The sequence below is a fragment of the Streptomyces tailanensis genome (genome assembly GCF_008386495.1).
In the GTDB taxonomy this organism is placed as follows: domain Bacteria; phylum Actinomycetota; class Actinomycetes; order Streptomycetales; family Streptomycetaceae; genus Streptomyces; species Streptomyces tailanensis.
Genome location: NZ_VTHJ01000050.1, coordinates 60908 through 77023, shown reverse-complemented (window position 1 = coordinate 77023; position 16116 = coordinate 60908). Strand labels below are relative to the sequence as shown.

General features: G+C 69.0%; 12 protein-coding genes and 1 rRNA gene. 2 read left to right on the top strand and 11 right to left on the bottom strand.

Going from position 1 to position 16116, the window contains the following annotated elements:
• Nucleotides 1-111: 111 nt before the first annotated feature.
• Together F3T56_RS32855 and F3T56_RS32850 are read right to left on the bottom strand one after the other, a co-directional pair.
• Nucleotides 112-1637: ribosomal RNA gene (locus F3T56_RS32855) — 16S ribosomal RNA — on the bottom strand.
• Nucleotides 1638-2293: 656 nt separating this feature from the next.
• Complete coding sequence (locus F3T56_RS32850; protein WP_149828987.1) at nt 2294-3301, bottom strand: stage II sporulation protein M; 1008 nt, start codon at nt 3299-3301, stop codon at nt 2294-2296.
• 157 nt (nt 3302-3458) lie between these two features.
• Here F3T56_RS32850 and F3T56_RS32845 point away from each other — a divergent pair, with 157 nt between their 5' ends.
• A complete protein-coding gene (locus F3T56_RS32845) occupies nt 3459-4499 on the top strand; it encodes an RDD family protein (RefSeq protein WP_172639248.1) in 1041 nt (346 codons plus the stop codon).
• Nucleotides 4500-4533: 34 nt separating this feature from the next.
• Here the strand turns inward: F3T56_RS32845 and F3T56_RS32840 are convergent, their stop codons facing one another.
• The 9 genes from F3T56_RS32840 to F3T56_RS32800 all read right to left on the bottom strand — a co-directional run bounded on the left by F3T56_RS32840 (nt 4534) and on the right by F3T56_RS32800 (nt 15109).
• The gene (locus tag F3T56_RS32840) at nt 4534-5148 is read right to left on the bottom strand and encodes a hypothetical protein (protein WP_149828986.1); all 615 of its coding nucleotides are present in this window, start codon (nt 5146-5148) and stop codon (nt 4534-4536) included.
• 241 nt (nt 5149-5389) lie between these two features.
• Nucleotides 5390-6847 (bottom strand): adenosylhomocysteinase, encoded by a 1458-nt coding sequence (ahcY, locus tag F3T56_RS32835; RefSeq protein ID WP_149828985.1) that lies wholly within the window; start codon nt 6845-6847, stop codon nt 5390-5392.
• Between the two features lie 340 nt (nt 6848-7187).
• On the bottom strand, nt 7188-8165 hold the full coding sequence (locus tag F3T56_RS32830; protein ID WP_149828984.1) for a cation diffusion facilitator family transporter: 978 nt from the start codon (nt 8163-8165) through the stop codon (nt 7188-7190).
• A 216-nt stretch (nt 8166-8381) separates the two neighbouring features.
• Nucleotides 8382-9533, bottom strand: coding sequence for a mannose-6-phosphate isomerase, class I (manA, locus tag F3T56_RS32825; protein ID WP_149828983.1), 1152 nt, complete (start codon nt 9531-9533; stop codon nt 8382-8384).
• A gap of 123 nt (nt 9534-9656) precedes the next feature.
• Nucleotides 9657-10784, bottom strand: coding sequence for an SIS domain-containing protein (locus F3T56_RS32820; protein WP_149828982.1), 1128 nt, complete (start codon nt 10782-10784; stop codon nt 9657-9659).
• A 124-nt stretch (nt 10785-10908) separates the two neighbouring features.
• Complete coding sequence (locus F3T56_RS32815; protein ID WP_149828981.1) at nt 10909-11079, bottom strand: Trm112 family protein; 171 nt, start codon at nt 11077-11079, stop codon at nt 10909-10911.
• Nucleotides 11080-11432: 353 nt separating this feature from the next.
• Nucleotides 11433-12797, bottom strand: a complete 1365-nt coding sequence (locus F3T56_RS32810; protein ID WP_149828980.1) for a phosphomannomutase/phosphoglucomutase — start codon at nt 12795-12797, stop codon at nt 11433-11435.
• Nucleotides 12798-12901: 104 nt separating this feature from the next.
• Nucleotides 12902-14518: an L-lactate permease gene (locus F3T56_RS32805; RefSeq protein WP_149828979.1), complete on the bottom strand. Its 1617-nt coding sequence runs from the start codon at nt 14516-14518 to the stop codon at nt 12902-12904.
• A 165-nt stretch (nt 14519-14683) separates the two neighbouring features.
• Nucleotides 14684-15109, bottom strand: a complete 426-nt coding sequence (locus F3T56_RS32800; protein WP_149828978.1) for a DUF3499 domain-containing protein — start codon at nt 15107-15109, stop codon at nt 14684-14686.
• Nucleotides 15110-15489: 380 nt separating this feature from the next.
• Here F3T56_RS32800 and F3T56_RS32795 point away from each other — a divergent pair, with 380 nt between their 5' ends.
• Complete coding sequence (locus tag F3T56_RS32795; RefSeq protein WP_149828997.1) at nt 15490-15945, top strand: metallopeptidase family protein; 456 nt, start codon at nt 15490-15492, stop codon at nt 15943-15945.
• Nucleotides 15946-16116: the final 171 nt, after the last annotated feature.

Here is a 16116-nt window from a genome sequence, read left to right as displayed (position 1 = left end):
ACCGTGCCGAATAATCAACGTTCCACCCTTGAGCAACCAGCATCAGACGTTCGCTGATGTCCTGGCCTCTGACCAAGTCCCCGAAGGTTCCTGGTGAGAAGTGCTCCTTAGAAAGGAGGTGATCCAGCCGCACCTTCCGGTACGGCTACCTTGTTACGACTTCGTCCCAATCGCCAGTCCCACCTTCGACAGCTCCCTCCCTTACGGGTTGGGCCACCGGCTTCGGGTGTTACCGACTTTCGTGACGTGACGGGCGGTGTGTACAAGGCCCGGGAACGTATTCACCGCAGCACTGCTGATCTGCGATTACTAGCAACTCCGACTTCATGGGGTCGAGTTGCAGACCCCAATCCGAACTGAGACAGGCTTTTTGAGATTCGCTCCGCCTCACGGCTTCGCAGCTCATTGTACCTGCCATTGTAGCACGTGTGCAGCCCAAGACATAAGGGGCATGATGACTTGACGTCGTCCCCACCTTCCTCCGAGTTGACCCCGGCAGTCTCCTGTGAGTCCCCATCACCCCGAAAGGCATGCTGGCAACACAGAACAAGGGTTGCGCTCGTTGCGGGACTTAACCCAACATCTCACGACACGAGCTGACGACAGCCATGCACCACCTGTACACCGACCACAAGGGGGCACCCATCTCTGGATGTTTCCGGTGTATGTCAAGCCTTGGTAAGGTTCTTCGCGTTGCGTCGAATTAAGCCACATGCTCCGCTGCTTGTGCGGGCCCCCGTCAATTCCTTTGAGTTTTAGCCTTGCGGCCGTACTCCCCAGGCGGGGAACTTAATGCGTTAGCTGCGGCACCGACGACGTGGAATGTCGCCAACACCTAGTTCCCACCGTTTACGGCGTGGACTACCAGGGTATCTAATCCTGTTCGCTCCCCACGCTTTCGCTCCTCAGCGTCAGTAATGGCCCAGAGATCCGCCTTCGCCACCGGTGTTCCTCCTGATATCTGCGCATTTCACCGCTACACCAGGAATTCCGATCTCCCCTACCACACTCTAGTCTGCCCGTATCGAATGCAGACCCGGGGTTAAGCCCCGGGCTTTCACATCCGACGCGACAGACCGCCTACGAGCTCTTTACGCCCAATAATTCCGGACAACGCTCGCGCCCTACGTATTACCGCGGCTGCTGGCACGTAGTTAGCCGGCGCTTCTTCTGCAGGTACCGTCACTTGCGCTTCTTCCCTGCTGAAAGAGGTTTACAACCCGAAGGCCGTCATCCCTCACGCGGCGTCGCTGCATCAGGCTTGCGCCCATTGTGCAATATTCCCCACTGCTGCCTCCCGTAGGAGTCTGGGCCGTGTCTCAGTCCCAGTGTGGCCGGTCGCCCTCTCAGGCCGGCTACCCGTCGTCGCCTTGGTGAGCCGTTACCTCACCAACAAGCTGATAGGCCGCGGGCCCATCCTCCACCGCCGGAGCTTTCCACCACCAGGCCATGCGGCCAGTGGTTGTATCCGGTATTAGACCCCGTTTCCAGGGCTTGTCCCAGAGTGGAGGGCAGATTGCCCACGTGTTACTCACCCGTTCGCCACTAATCCCCACCGAAGTGGTTCATCGTTCGACTTGCATGTGTTAAGCACGCCGCCAGCGTTCGTCCTGAGCCAGGATCAAACTCTCCGTGAATGTTTTCCCGTAATCGGGAACGCACACACGAGAGCGGAACCACCGGAGGAATGATCCGATGGTTCACAGCATCCTCGCTGTGATTTTTCAAAGGAACCTCGACCACCGGAATAGTTCCGGCGGACGGGGTATCAACATTTTCTGGCGTTGATTTTTGGCACGCTGTTGAGTTCTCAAGGAACGGACGCTTCCTTTGTACTCACCCGAGCATCTTCTCGGGCTTTCCTCCGGGCGCTTCCCTTCGGNGAACGGACGCTTCCTTTGTACTCACCCGAGCATCTTCTCGGGCTTTCCTCCGGGCGCTTCCCTTCGGTGTTTCCAACCTTACCAGATCCGCTTTCCGTTCCGTTCCCGGTCGGAATTCATTTCCGGTGGCCGTTGGATGGCCTTGCCTAATTGATTACCTTGCGGCTTTCTTTTGGCAGTTCCGACTTTATCAGAAGTTCTTGGCCGGGCTGACCGGCCGCTCGTTCCTGAATCATCGGGTGGGGCTCGCTCGGGAAGTCGCTTCACGAGGAGCCGATAGATTTTCACTGTAACCCTAGGGCATGTCCACCTCTAGGCAACTGTCTAAATCTACCTCCCCGCATGCGCCGTGTCAACAGCTCTTGCGGGAACGAAGAGGAGACTAACAGCCCGGCGGGGGTGTCCGCACATCAGGCGGCCGTGGGCACCGCGGCGCTGCGTTCGTGCTCCTCGACGTCGCCGGTGTCGCCGTCCCGCGCGGCTCGGCCGCCCAGGACGTAGACGTACGCGAGGAAGGTGAGCTCGGCGAGGACGCCGATGGTGATGCGGGCCCAGGTGGGGAGGCCGGAGGGGGTGACGAAACCTTCGATGGCGCCGGACACGAAGAGGACCAGCGCCAGGCCTATCGCCATGCCCAGGGCGGCTCGCCCCTCCTCGGCCAGGGCCGAGCGGCGGGTGCGGGGGCCGGGGTCGATGAGGGTCCAGCCGAGGCGTAGGCCCGTGCCGGCGGCCACGAAGACGGCGGTCAGTTCCAGGAGGCCGTGCGGGAGGATCAGGCCGAGGAAGACGTCGAGGCGGCCGGCCGAGGACATGAGGCCGATGCCCACGCCCAGGTTGAGCATGTTCAGGAGCAGGATCCACAGGACCGGTAGTCCGAGGAAGATGCCCAGGACCAGGCACATCGCGGCGGCCTGGGCGTTGTTCGTCCATACCTGGGCGGCGAATGAGGCGGCGGGATTGCTGGAGTAGTACGTCTCGTACTGGCCGCCGGGGCGGGTCATCTCGCGCAGTTCGTCGGGGGCCGCGATGGTGGCCTGGACCTCCGGATGGGTGCCGATCCACCAGCCCAGGAGGATCGCCACGAGTGTGGAGAGAAGAGCTGTGGGGACCCACCAGTGGCGTGAGCGGTAGACCGCGGCGGGGAAACCGTGGGTCAGGAAGCGGGTGACGTCGCGCCAGGAGGCTCGTCGAGGGCCCGTCACGGCGTTACGCGCGCGTGCCACCAGTTGGCTCAGGCGGCCGGTGAGCTGGGGGTCCGGGGCGCTGGACTGGATCTGCGAGAGATGGGTGGCGGTGCGCTGGTAGAGGGCGACGAGTTCGTCGACCTCGGCGCCATTGAGGCGGCGCTGGCGGCGGAGCAGGGCGTCGAGGCGGTCCCACTCGGCGCGATGGGCGGACACGAAGACATCGAGGTCCATCGGGTTTGCTGCTCCTCGTCCCTCTCGTACTGCGTGTCAGCTTGCCGTACAGGTAGTACTAGTACGTACAGGTAGTACTACGGTGCGATGTGCCCCCAGCTTGGCAGACTGGCCGGTCTCGGGGCAGGTCAGGGATGAAACCGGAAGGACTACGGGCGTGAGTGAGCTAGTGACGGGTGAGGCGGTGGCGCTGGAGCTGCGTCCCGCGAAGCTGCCGAGCCGTGCGCTGGCCGTGTTGCTCGATCTGATCGTGGCCATGGCTGTCTATGTTGCCGTGACGCTGGTCCTGGCAGTGGCGGCGGCCGGGCTCGACGAGGCCGCGCAGATGGCGATATCCATCGCGACCTTTCTGCTCCTGTTGGTGGGCGGGCCGATCGCGGTGGAGACGCTGAGTCATGGGCGTTCGCTGGGGAAGCTGGCGTGCGGGCTGCGGGTGGTGCGGGACGACGGAGGGCCGATCCGGTTCCGGCACGCGCTGGTGCGCGGTGCGGTCGGGGTGGTCGAGATTCTGATGACGTTCGGGGTCGTCGCGTGTATCGCCTCGCTCGTGTCGGCGCGGGGGCGGCGGCTGGGTGATGTGTTCGCGGGGACGCTGGTCGTACGGGAGCGGGTGCCGGCCGGGCAGGCGCCGTTCGTGCCTCCGCCGCCGCCCTGGCTGGCGGGGCGGTTCTCCGGGCTCGACCTGTCGGGGGTTCCTGATGGTCTGTGGTTGGCCATCCGCCAGTACCTGACGCGGATGCAGCAGCTGGATCCGCATGTCGGTGGGGCGATGGCGGAACGTCTCGCCTCGGACCTCGCGGCGCATACGGGGACTCCGGCGCCGTACGGGGTACCGGCGGGCGCGTATCTGGCGGCCGTGGTGCATGAGCGGCAGGCGCGGGAGGCTCGACGGGCGTTCGGGGGCGCGGCAGGTGTCAGTGGTGCGTCGGTCGGTGGGCCGGGGTGGGGCGGGCCGGGGGCGCAGCCTCCGGTGGCTTCGGGGTATGCGTCGCCCGGGGGTTCTGCCGGGCAGGTCCCGTCTGCGGGGGCATCGGGGTATGTACCGCCGTCGGGCCCGTCCGGGTACGTGTCGCCTGCGGGAGCGGTGGGGGCGGCGCCCGGTGGGGGCGGCGGTGCCGGTGAGGCTCCGGTGCTGTCCGGGGCGGCGCAGGAGGCGCCGGTCGAGCGGCCGAATACCGGGTTCGCGCCACCTGCTTGAGTCCGCCTTCGTCGCCGTCGGGCGGGAGCCGGTGTCAGTCGAACGTCGACGGCGGTGATTCCAGGTGTTCGAGCTCGATTCCGGGTGCCGCTAGGACGACGTCGCCGGAGATGTGAACGGTGTGCTGATCGCCCGTGTCCAGGGCTGTGACCTGGTATTCGTCCACGGTCAGGGGGTCGTTGTCAGTGGCGTGTGTTTGTCTTGCGATCAGGGCCCAGGACTGGTCCACGGTGCGCGGGGCGAGGACCGGGTCGGTGAAGGCGACGAGGCGTACGCGGGTGGCGGGCGCGGAGGGGGTGAGGCGCAGGAGACGGGCGGTGGCGATGAGGAACGCCGGGGAGGTGCCGGTGAAGGCGTGGGCACGGACATTGCCTTCGGTGGCATGTGTGCCGGTGGGGTCGGTGCGGACCCAGGTGACGCCGTCGAGGGCGGCACCGCGGACCTGCCAGCTCGCGGCGTGGAGTTCGAGGCGGATGGGGCGGCCGAGGTCGTCGAGGGCGAGGTCGACGGAGCCGGCGGGGTCGCCGGAGGGCGTGGTGAGTTGGGAGACATAGCGCCAGCCGGAGGGGCCGGGCGCGCAGTGGAAGTGTTCTTCGGCGAGGAGGGTGTGGTCGTGGGTGTCGTGATGCGAATACCGGCCGCGGGGCATGGGCGTCCTGGGTCTTGACGGGCTGATCCGGCCGACGGGCGGTGTGGGCCGAACGGGCAGGCCCCCGGCACGGGGGTGCGGGGGCCTGCCCGGGAGCCGCTGTGCGAGTGCGTCAGCGCACCGACGCGTTCAGCGCGTGCGGCGCCACCGGCTCATGTACGACCGTTGTACGACCGTGCCGCGGGCTCGCGTACGCAGGTCGGCGCCGACCTGTGTACGGGTGCCTGGGCGTCGTGGGTGATCAGTAGCGGTAGTGGTCCGGCTTGTACGGGCCCTCGACCTCTACGCCGATGTACGCGGCCTGCTCGGGGCGGAGGGTCGTGAGCTTCACGCCGAGCGCGTCGAGGTGGAGGCGGGCGACCTTCTCGTCGAGGTGCTTGGGCAGCGTGTAGACACCGATGGGGTACGTGTCGGGCTTGGTGAACAGCTCGATCTGGGCCAGGGTCTGGTCCGCGAAGGAGTTGGACATCACGAACGACGGGTGACCGGTGGCGTTGCCCAGGTTCAGCAGGCGGCCCTCGGAGAGGACGATGATCACCTTGCCGTCGGAGAAGGTCCAGGTGTGGACCTGCGGCTTGACCTCGTCCTTGACGATGCCGGGGATCTTGGCGAGGCCGGCCATGTCGATCTCGTTGTCGAAGTGGCCGATGTTGCCGACGATGGCCTGGTGCTTCATCTTGGCCATGTCGGAGGCCATGATGATGTCCTTGTTGCCGGTCGTGGTGATGAAGATGTCGGCCTTGTCGATGACCTCGTCGAGGGTCGTGACCTGGTAGCCGTCCATGGCGGCCTGGAGCGCGCAGATCGGGTCGATCTCGGTGACGATGACGCGGGCGCCCTGTCCGCGCAGGGATTCCGCGCAGCCCTTGCCCACGTCGCCGTAGCCGCAGACGACGGCGGTCTTGCCGCCGATGAGGACGTCGGTGGCGCGGTTGATGCCGTCGATCAGGGAGTGGCGGCAGCCGTACTTGTTGTCGAACTTCGACTTGGTGACGGCGTCGTTCACGTTGATCGCCGGGAAGAGGAGGTCGCCGTCGCGCTGCATCTCGTACAGGCGGTGGACGCCGGTGGTGGTCTCCTCGGTGACGCCGCGGATCTCCGAGGCGAGCTGGGTCCACTTCTGGGAGCCGTCGGTGATGGTGCGGTTGAGGAGTTCGAGGATGACGCGGTGCTCGTCGTTCTCGGCGGTGTCGACGGCGGGGACCTTGCCGGCCTTCTCGTACTCGACGCCCTTGTGGACGAGGAGGGTGGCGTCACCGCCGTCGTCGAGGATCATGTTGGGGCCGCCGGTGGGGCTGTTCGGCCAGGTCAGGGCCTGCTCGGTGCACCACCAGTACTCCTCCAGGGTCTCGCCCTTCCAGGCGAAGACGGGGACGCCCTGCGGGTCGTCGACGGTGCCGTTCGGGCCGACGGCGATGGCGGCGGCGGCGTGGTCCTGGGTGGAGAAGATGTTGCAGGAGGCCCAGCGGACCTCGGCGCCGAGGGCGACGAGGGTCTCGATGAGGACGGCGGTCTGCACGGTCATGTGCAGGGAGCCGGTGACGCGGGCGCCGGCGAGGGGTTGTGCCTCGGCGTACTCCTTGCGGATCGCCATCAGGCCGGGCATCTCGTGCTCGGCGAGGGTGATCTCCTTGCGGCCGAACTCGGCCAGGGAGAGGTCGGCGACCTTGAAGTCCTGTCGGTTTTCGACAGTCGTCATGACGAGCTGCTCCTCGGTGTCGGGTCGAGGGTGGGTAGGGCTGGTCTGCGCGGCGGCGGACACAGGCATGCCCGCGTGTGCGCAGCGCAGTCCGTCGGAGGCCCTCTCTCCCTCGGTCGGTCTCTCTGGGACCGCCCGACCGCCATCAGCAGCGACGTCTGGCTCCGTCCCAAGCTACACCGGTCGGCCCTCGCCGCCCCAGTCCGCCTCCGTACAGATCAAGCCGAAGGCGGCGGTTGGGTCGAATGCGGGGGCAAGGGAGAGGGCCCGTCGCGGTGGTTCGCGGCGGGCCCGGGTCCCTTGTGGGGGTGGCCGATGTACGGCGTGGGGGTGGCGGGGGTCAGTGGTCGGCGGTGGGGGTCGGGCCGCCGGGGGTGGCGTCGAGGTCGGAGCCCTTGGCGGCTTCGGCCTCGCTGTAGATGTCGGGTTCGAGGTAGATGACGCGGGCGATGGGGACGGCTTCGCGGATGCGGGCCTCGGCGGCGTTGATGGCGTTCGCGATCTCGGTGGCTGTGTCGTCGTGCTGGACGGCGATCTTGGCGGCGACGAGGAGTTCCTCGGGGCCGAGGTGGAGGGTGCGCATGTGGATGACGCGGGTGACGGTGTCGCCGTCGACGACGGCCTCGGCGATCTTCTCGACGTCTTCGGCGCCGGCGGCCTCGCCGAGGAGCAGGGACTTGGTCTCGGCGGCGAGGATGATCGCGATGAGGATGAGCAGGACGCCGATGCAGAGGGTGCCGATGCCGTCCCAGACGCCGTCGCCGGTGATGAGGGCCAGGCCGACGCCGCCGAGGGCGAGGATCAGGCCGACGAGGGCGCCGAGGTCTTCGAGGAGAACGACGGGCAGCTCGGGGGCCTTGGCGTGGCGGACGAACTCCGTCCAGGACTTCTTGCCGCGCAGGACGTTGGACTCCTTGATGGCGGTGCGGAAGGAGAACGTCTCGGCGATGATCGCGAAGACGAGGACGCCGACCGGCCAGTACCAGGCCTCGATCTCGTGCGGGTGCTTGATCTTCTCGTAGCCCTCGTAGAGGGCGAACATGCCGCCGACCGAGAAGAGGACGATGGAGACGAGGAAGGCGTAGATGTAGCGCTCGCGGCCGTAGCCGAAGGGGTGTTGCGGGGTCGCCTCGCGCTGGGCCTTCTTGCCGCCGAGGAGCAGCAGGGCCTGGTTGCCGGAGTCGGCGAGCGAGTGCACGGACTCGGCGAGCATCGACGACGAGCCGCTGAAGAGGAACGCCACGAACTTCGCTACCGCGATCGCGAGGTTGGCGGCGAGTGCCGCCACGATCGCCTTGGTGCCGCCTGACGCGCTCATGTGTTCGGGGTGTCCCTTCGCCTACGCATGTGTCCTGGGCGTGGGCATGCGCTTCGGCCCACGCGGCTGTCCGTCGCCGGCCGGGCTTTGCCCGCCTTTTGCAGGGGGCATTGTTGCAGCCCGGTCCGGTGTCGGTGCGACAGGCTGTGGATGAGGTGCCGACCGGTGGTGGATCGGGCGGCACTTGCCCCTGGTTCAGCGGCGTTCAGGCGGTGTTCAGGCGACGACCGTGGCGCGGAACACGGTGCCCGGGCCGGTCACCTCGGCCTTTTCGCCCGCCGGTACGAAGACGGACTCGCCGGGGGCGAGCGTGTGTTCGCCGGCCTGTACGGAACCGGCTGTGCAGAGCAGGATCTGCGGGGTGGCGCGGGTGAGGTCGTGCGGGGCGGTGGCCTCGGGGAGGACGTAGCGGGAGAGACGGAACTCGTCGATGGGTGTCTCGTAGACCTCCTCGCCGTCGGGGGTGGCCTCGGGGCGCAGGACGCCGGCGTCGGTCGCCTCGAAGCGGACGATGCGCAGGAGTTCGGGGACGTCGACGTGCTTGGGGGTGAGGCCGCAGCGCAGGACGTTGTCGGAGTTGGCCATGATCTCGACGCCGAGGCCGTTGAGGTAGGCGTGCGGGATGCCGGCGCCGAGGTACAGGGCCTCGCCGGGCTGGAGGCGGACGTGGTTGAGCAGCATGGCGGCGATGACGCCGGGGTCCCCCGGGTAGTGGTGGGCGAGGTCGGCGTACGGGGCGTGGTCGCCGCCCAGGCGGGCGCAGGCGGCCGCGGCCTCGGTGACCGTGCGGGCCATTTCTTCCGGGTCGGCGCTCAGGACGGCCGTCAACACCTCGCGCAGGGCGGCCTCTTCGGGGTGGGCGTGCAGGAGGTCGACGTACGGCTTGAGGGAGTCGACGTCGAGGGCGGCGAGCAGGTCGGCTGACTTCAGTGGGTCGCGGAAGCCGCAGAGGCCGTCGAACTCGGTGAGGGCGCAGATGAGTTCGGGCTTGTGGTTGGCGTCCTTGTAGTTGCGGTGGCCCGCGTCGATCGGGACGCCGCGGTGCTCCTCGTCCTCGTAGCCCTCCCTGGCCTGTTCGAGGTTGGGGTGGACCTGGAGGGAGAGGGGGGCGCCGGCAGCGAGGATCTTCAGGAGGAAGGGGAGGCGGGGGCCGAACTTGGCGACCGTCTGAGCTCCCAGCTCACGTTCCGGTGCCTCGTCGATCACCTCGGTGAGGGGCCCGCGTCCGGTGCGCGAGGGGGCGCCGGGGTGGGCGCCCATCCACATCTCCGCCTGCGGCTCGCCGGTGGGTGCCACGCCGAGGAGGTACGGGATGGCGGTGGTCGAACCCCAGGCGTAGGGGCGGATGGTGTTGTCGAGGCGGTCCATGGTGTGCGTTTCTCCGTAGGTGGGGAGCCGGGCGGGACCCCCGGTCGGGGTTGGGGCTCCGTTCGAGGGTCGGGGCTCCGGTCGGGATCGGGCCTCAGTAAAGATCAGGCTCCGGAAGAAAGATCAGGCTCCGGAAGCGAGCGACAGGTAAACGGCGGCGAAATCCGTGATGGCGATCATCTCCGCGAGGGTCTCCAGGTCGCTGCCCTCCTCGGGTTCCAGCTCGCTGATCGCGGTGTCGTGGCCGAGGGCGAGTTCGCGGGCGGCGGGGACCGCGCTCAGGCCGTTGGACGGGCTGTCGCAGAGGAGCACCACGCGCGCGTGCAGGGCGGGCGACTCCTCCACGCGGTCCCGGAAGAAGTCGTCGGGGTCGGCGCTCGCGGCGAGCGGGCCGGACAGCAGCACCGTGTGCGAGGCGAGGGCTTCGGGGAGCTGGGCGGCGAGGGCAGGGCGGCCGGCCAGTTCGGCGAGCGCGGAGGCGAAGCGGCGGCCCACCGGGCCCGCGGCCTGCCCCTCGGTCCAGATCACCGGGAGGGCGTCGGCGAGTTCGGCGGCGAGCGTCTTGGCGGGGTTGTTGTAGGTGGCGATGGCCGGGCCGCAGCGCTCGGCGACGTTGTCGAGGCGGTCGGCGATCTTCTGTAGGGCGTCCAGGGGGGCGGTGACCAGGCCGGTGCGGTCCAGGAGGGCGAGCATCGGGGTGAGCAGGGCCCACAGGATGCCGGGGGCGGAGGCGCCGAGGGGTACTTCCTGCTCGTACGGGGCGGTCGCCATCGGTACGAAGAGGCCGTGGGCGCCTGCCAGTGCCTCGGCCACGGGGGTGTGGGCCGGGGCGACGGCGACGATCGTGCAGCCGCGGCGGTAGGCCTGCTCGACGAGGATCGCGAGGCCGGGTTCGGTGCCGTCGGCGGTGGCGATCAGGAGGAGGTCGACCGGGCCGGCCCAGCCGGGGAGGTCCCAGCGGAGGGCGCCTGCGGCGGGGGCCACGCCGGTGGGGTGGATGCGGGTGAGGGGGCAGTTGGAGCCCGCGAGGGCGCCCAGCAGGTCGGCGACGCCCGCGGAGGCCATGCCGGGGCCCGCGATCAGCAGGGCGCGGGGGCGGCCGTCGGGTTTCAGGTCGGGGATGCCGGCCTCGGTGCCGAGGCGGATGGCTGTGCGGACCCGGGCGCCTGCCTCGGCGGCGCCGCGGAGCAGGTCGCGGCGGTCCGCCTCCGACAGGGCGTCGGGGGTGTCTAGCAGCGAGTCGTCGAGCATGGGCGGCAGCCTCCGATCGCCGGGTGGCCCGTTTCGCCGGGTTTTTCCTGTCCGTACCTGTACCCGACCTGTACCCGTGCCTGGTCTGTGTCTGTGCCCGGGCCTGTGTCTGTGCTGTGCGTGGTTACGCCGGGTGGCGGGCCTCGTCGACAAGGAGTACGGGGATGCCGTCCCGGATGGGGTAGGCGAGGCCGCAGTCCTGGCTCGTGCAGGCCAGCTCGGTGTCCTCCTCGGTGAGGGGGGCGTGGCACGCCGGGCAGGCGAGGATCTCCAGGAGGCCGGCTTCGAGCGGCATGTCAGGGTCCCTTCGGGGGCGGGGTTGTGCGGTGCGGTGCGGCCTGGTCAGAGTACCGCCGTGTGGGGGTTGGCGCCGGGGTTGGGCTGGGCCTTTGGGGGTGGTTGGGGGTGGTTGGGGGTGGGATGGTTTCGCCCCCGCCGCCCCTACCCGTCCCTCCCCCACTCTCGGCTCCGCTCGAGCGGGGGACCCCCATCCAGGGGCTGCCGCCCCTTCGACCCCGCCACGCCTCATAGCTCGGGGGGTCGCTTGAATGGCGGGTGCGGGTTTGTGGGGGTTGATCGCGCAGTTCCCCGCGCCCCTGAAGGCGCCTTCGGCCCTTCAGGGGCGATCAGCCGCTACGTACGCCTGGCTCAGCCTCTGATGATCGCCAGTACCTCGTCCCGCACCTTGGTCATCATCGCTTCGTCGCGGGCCTCTGCGTTCAGGCGGAGGAGGGGTTCTGTGTTGGAGGGGCGGACGTTGCACCACCAGTCGGCGGCTGTGATCGTGAGGCCGTCGAGGTCGTCCAGGGTGATGCCCTCCTGGCCCTCGTACGCGGAGCGGATCGCGGTGAGGCGGCCTGCCTGGTCGGCGACTGTGGAGTTGATCTCGCCCGAGCCGGCGTAGCGGTCGTACTGGGCTACGAGGCCGGAGAGGGGGCCGTTCTGGCCGCCGAGGGCGGCCAGGACGTGGAGGGCGGCCAGCATGCCCGTGTCGGCGTTCCAGAAGTCGGCGAAGTAGTAGTGGGCGGAGTGCTCGCCGCCGAAGATCGCGCCGGTCCTGGCCATCTCGGCCTTGATGAAGGAGTGGCCGACGCGGGTGCGTACCGGCGTGCCGCCGTTCTCCTTCACCACCTCGGGGACGGACCAGGAGGTGATCAGGTTGTGGATGATCGTGCCCTTGCCGCCGTGCTTGGCGAGCTCGCGGGAGGCGACCAGGGCGGTGATCGCGGACGGGGAGACCGGGTTGCCCTGCTCGTCGACGACGAAGCAGCGGTCGGCGTCGCCGTCGAAGGCGATGCCGAGGTCGGCGCCCTCCTCGCGGACGCGCTTCTGGAGGTCGACGATGTTCGCCGGGTCGAGGGGGTTGGCCTCGTGGTTCGGGAAGGTGCCGTCCAGCTCGAAGTACATGGGGACCAGGTCCAGCGGCAGGCCGGCGAAGACCGTGGGGACCGTGTGGCCGCCCATGCCGTTGCCCGCGTCGACGACGACCTTCAGGGGGCGGATGGAGGTCAAGTCGATTAGGCCGCGGAGGTGCGCCGCGTAATCGTCCAACGTGTCCCGCTGGGTGATCGTTCCCGGCGTCGCGGCCGGCTCAGGGGCGCCGGACTCGCTCCAGCCCTCGACCAGTTGACGGATCTCGGCGAGGCCCGTGTCCTGGCCGACGGGGGCGGCACCCGCGCGGCACATCTTGATGCCGTTGTACTGGGCGGGGTTGTGGGAGGCCGTGAACATCGCGCCGGGCAGGTTCAGCGCGCCCGACGCGTAGTACAGCTGGTCCGTCGAGCACAGGCCGATCTCGGTGACGTCCACCCCGCGGGCCGCCGCGCCGCGTGCGAAGGCACGTGACAGGCCGGGTGAGGAGGGCCGCATGTCGTGCCCGGTCACGATGGCGTCCGCGCCGGTCACCTGGGCGAAGGCCGCCCCGAAGAGTTCGGCCAGGGACTCGTCCCACTGGTCCGGGACCACCCCGCGTACGTCGTACGCCTTGACGATCGTCGACAGATCAGCAGTCACGGCCAGCCCTCCTGGAGTCCTCACTGGTCACCCCAAACTACCCGCCCGAAGTGACCATCAGCTGTGCGGCCGCTGAGGGCACCCCAAAGCTTCGCGAGAGCCGCTCACGGAAGCATCCACTCCAGTACGGGCGTGCTCTGCCCCACCACGATCAGGCACATCACCAGCAACAGCCCGAGGCTCCACGGCAGCACCTTGCGCAGCAGGTCGCCCTCGCGGCCGGCGAGGCCTACGGCCGCGCAGGCGATGGTCAGGTTCTGCGGGGAGATCATCTTGCCGAGGACGCCGCCGGAGCTGTTGGCGGCGGCGAGCAGTTCGGGCGACAGGCCCGACTCGCGGGCGGCGCTCACCTGGAGGGCCCCGAAGAGGGCGTTGGCGGAGGTGTCGGAGCCGGAGACGGCGACGCCGAACCAGCCGAGGACGGGTGACAGGAAGGCAAGCCCGGCGCCGGCGGCGGCCACGAAGTGGCCGATGGTGGCGGCCTGTCCGGAGAGGTTCATGACGTAGGCGAGGGCCAGGACGGAGGTCACGGTGAGGATCGCGAACCGCAGTTCGTGGACCGTCGCGGCCCACTCCCTGATGGCCACGCGCGCGTGGACCCCCAGTACGACGGCCGTGCACAGTCCGGCGAGCAGCACCAGCGTGCCGCCGGTGGACACGATCGGCCAGGTGAAGACGTTGCCCCCTACGGGGTCGCCGTCCGGGTTCGCGACGTTGAGGAAGGGCCAGTCGTACATCTGGGTCGCTCCGGCCAGCCAGTCCTTGATCGTGGGGATCTGGGCGACGGAGAAGATCGCGACGATGAGGGCGTACGGGGCGTAGGCGCGCAGGACTTCGCGCGGCGGGTCCTTCTCGTCGAGGTCCTCGCTGCGCGTTCCGGTCAGGACGGCGGCCCGTACGGGTTCGGCGGCGGGCCGACGGGCGTGCGGTACGGCGACGAGGGCGCCCGCGCCGAGCAAGGCGGCGCCGATGTCGGCGAGTTGGGCGGAGACGTAGTTGGAGGCGACGAACTGGCCGACGGCGAAGGCGAATCCGCACACCAGGGCGGGCACCCAGGTCTCGCGCAGCCCGCGCCGGCCGTCGACCAGGGCGACGAGGACGAGCGGCACGACGAGTGCGAGCAGCGGTGTCTGGCGGCCGACCACGGACGCGACGGTGTCCAGGGGCAGTTCGGTGACCTGGGCGAGCGTCACGACCGGGGTGCCCATGGCGCCGAAGGCGACGGGAGCGGTGTTGGCGACCAGGGCGACCACGGCGGCCTTCACCGGTTCGAAGCCGAGGGCGACGAGCATGACCGCGCAGATGGCGACCGGTGCGCCGAAGCCGGCGAGGGCCTCCAGGAGCGCGCCGAAGCAGAACGCGACGACGAGTGCCTGGATGCGTGGGTCGTCGGAGAGCCGTCCGAAGGAGCGGCGCAGGATGTCGAAATGCCGGGTGTGCACGGTCATCCGGTACACCCACAGGGCGTTGACGACGATCCACATGATCGGGAAGAGGCCGAAGGCGGCCCCCTGGGCGGCGCTGGAGAGCGTCTGGCCGAGCGGCATGCCATAGGCGAGCCAGGCGACGAGAACGGCCGCCAGAAGGCCGGTCAGCCCCGCGAGGTGCGCTTTCAGTCGCACCCCGCCGAGCAGGATCAGGACGATGACGAGGGGCAGGGTCGCGACGAGGGCGGACAGGCCGAGTGAGCCGGCCACGGGTTCCAGTTCCTGGACGTACACGGGCGCCTCCCCGGATTCCGCGATGCGGAAAGCGGTTTCTCACAGGTATCCGGAATGGTCGTGTCCGCAACAACACGGCGTCAACAGGCGTGCGTCACCGAACAGAACGACGGGGAAGGAAACAGCCACGGAGAAGCGCGGACAGCAACGCCCCCGCGCTGGGCGTCAGTTGTCCGGTGAGCGCAGTACCCGGAGGTGGCCTCGGCGGGCGACCTCCATCGGGTCCGCCGTGCGGGCGCTGCCGCCTCCGGCCTCCGCGGCACGCTGCTGCGGGCGGGCCGCCTCACGTACGGCGTTCGCAAGCGCTTCCAGGTCGTCACCGCTGGGGCGCGCCGGAGCCGAGCCGTCCAGCAGGCGTACGACTTCCCAGCCGCGCGGGGCGGTGAGGCGCTCGGAGTGCTCGGCGCACAGGTCGTAGCAGTGGGGTTCGGCGTAGGTGGCGAGGGGGCCGAGGACCGCGGTCGAGTCGGCGTAGACGTACGTCAGCGTCGCGACGGCGGGACGGCCGCAAGCGGTGCGCGAACAGCGACGTACAGGGCTCACGAGGTTGGACGGTACCGCACTCTTGAGCGGGCCGCGACGACTCTCCATCAGCTCACTCCACCGTGTCGTGCTGTGAAACGCCCCACACGCCCCTCTGAACCCACCGCGCTGACCTGCGAGTAACCCGTCGTCCGGGATGCCGAACGATCTTCAGTTCGGTCAACTTTCCGCACAAAACAGATCAATTGGCGCGAGTTCGCCGGTCTCGGAGAGATGCGGAATCGAGCCCAACCTTGGCTGGAATGGTCATCTGGCGACATGCCGTACTGCCTCCGGTGAGGGGCCGTGGGGCATGTGTGCGGCGAGCCGGTTGGACAGGGCGTCGGACATGCAGGTCAGCGGTGTGAGGGGCGGGCGCGCCGGGCACGCGCCGGGCAGGAGTGTGGAGCCGGGCGTAGAAACCTCGTGGGGACTACGCTTCGCAGGTGATGGACAACCTCGTACCGCCCCGCGCCGCCTCCGCACCCGGGCCCCGCCGTCGAGATCGGCACGGCAGGGGGATGCGCGGGCCCATCGCGCCGCCGCAGGTGCCGCTCGCGGCGAGTCGCGCGGACGTGTTCGCGGATCTTGTGCAGGACTCCGTGGAGCGGCTGGAGCGGCGGTGGCCGCAGCTCGTGGATGTCGACTTTCTGGTGCTTGAGGTGCCGCGGCTGGATGGGCCGGGGGATGTGGCGTGGAACGACGAGGCTGTGCCGCTCGGGGGGATCATGCCGGCGCGGGATGGGCGGGCGGCTCGGGTTGTCGTGTATCGACGGCCGGTCGAGATTCGGACCAAGGGGCGGGATGAGCGGGCTGCGCTGGTCCATGAGGTGGTGGTGGAGCAGGTGGCTGAGTTGTTGGGGCTGAATCCGGAGACTGTGGATCCTCGGTACGGGGAGGACTGAACCTCCGGGGGCGGCCGGGGAGGGTTTCGCCCCCGCCGCCCCTACCCGTCCCTCCCCCACTCTCGGCTCCGCTCGAGCGGGGGGACCCCCATCCAAGGGCTGCCGCCCCTTCGACCCCGCTTCCGCCTTCGAGCTCGGGGGGTCCGGTTTCGTTGGCGGGTGCGAGTTGTT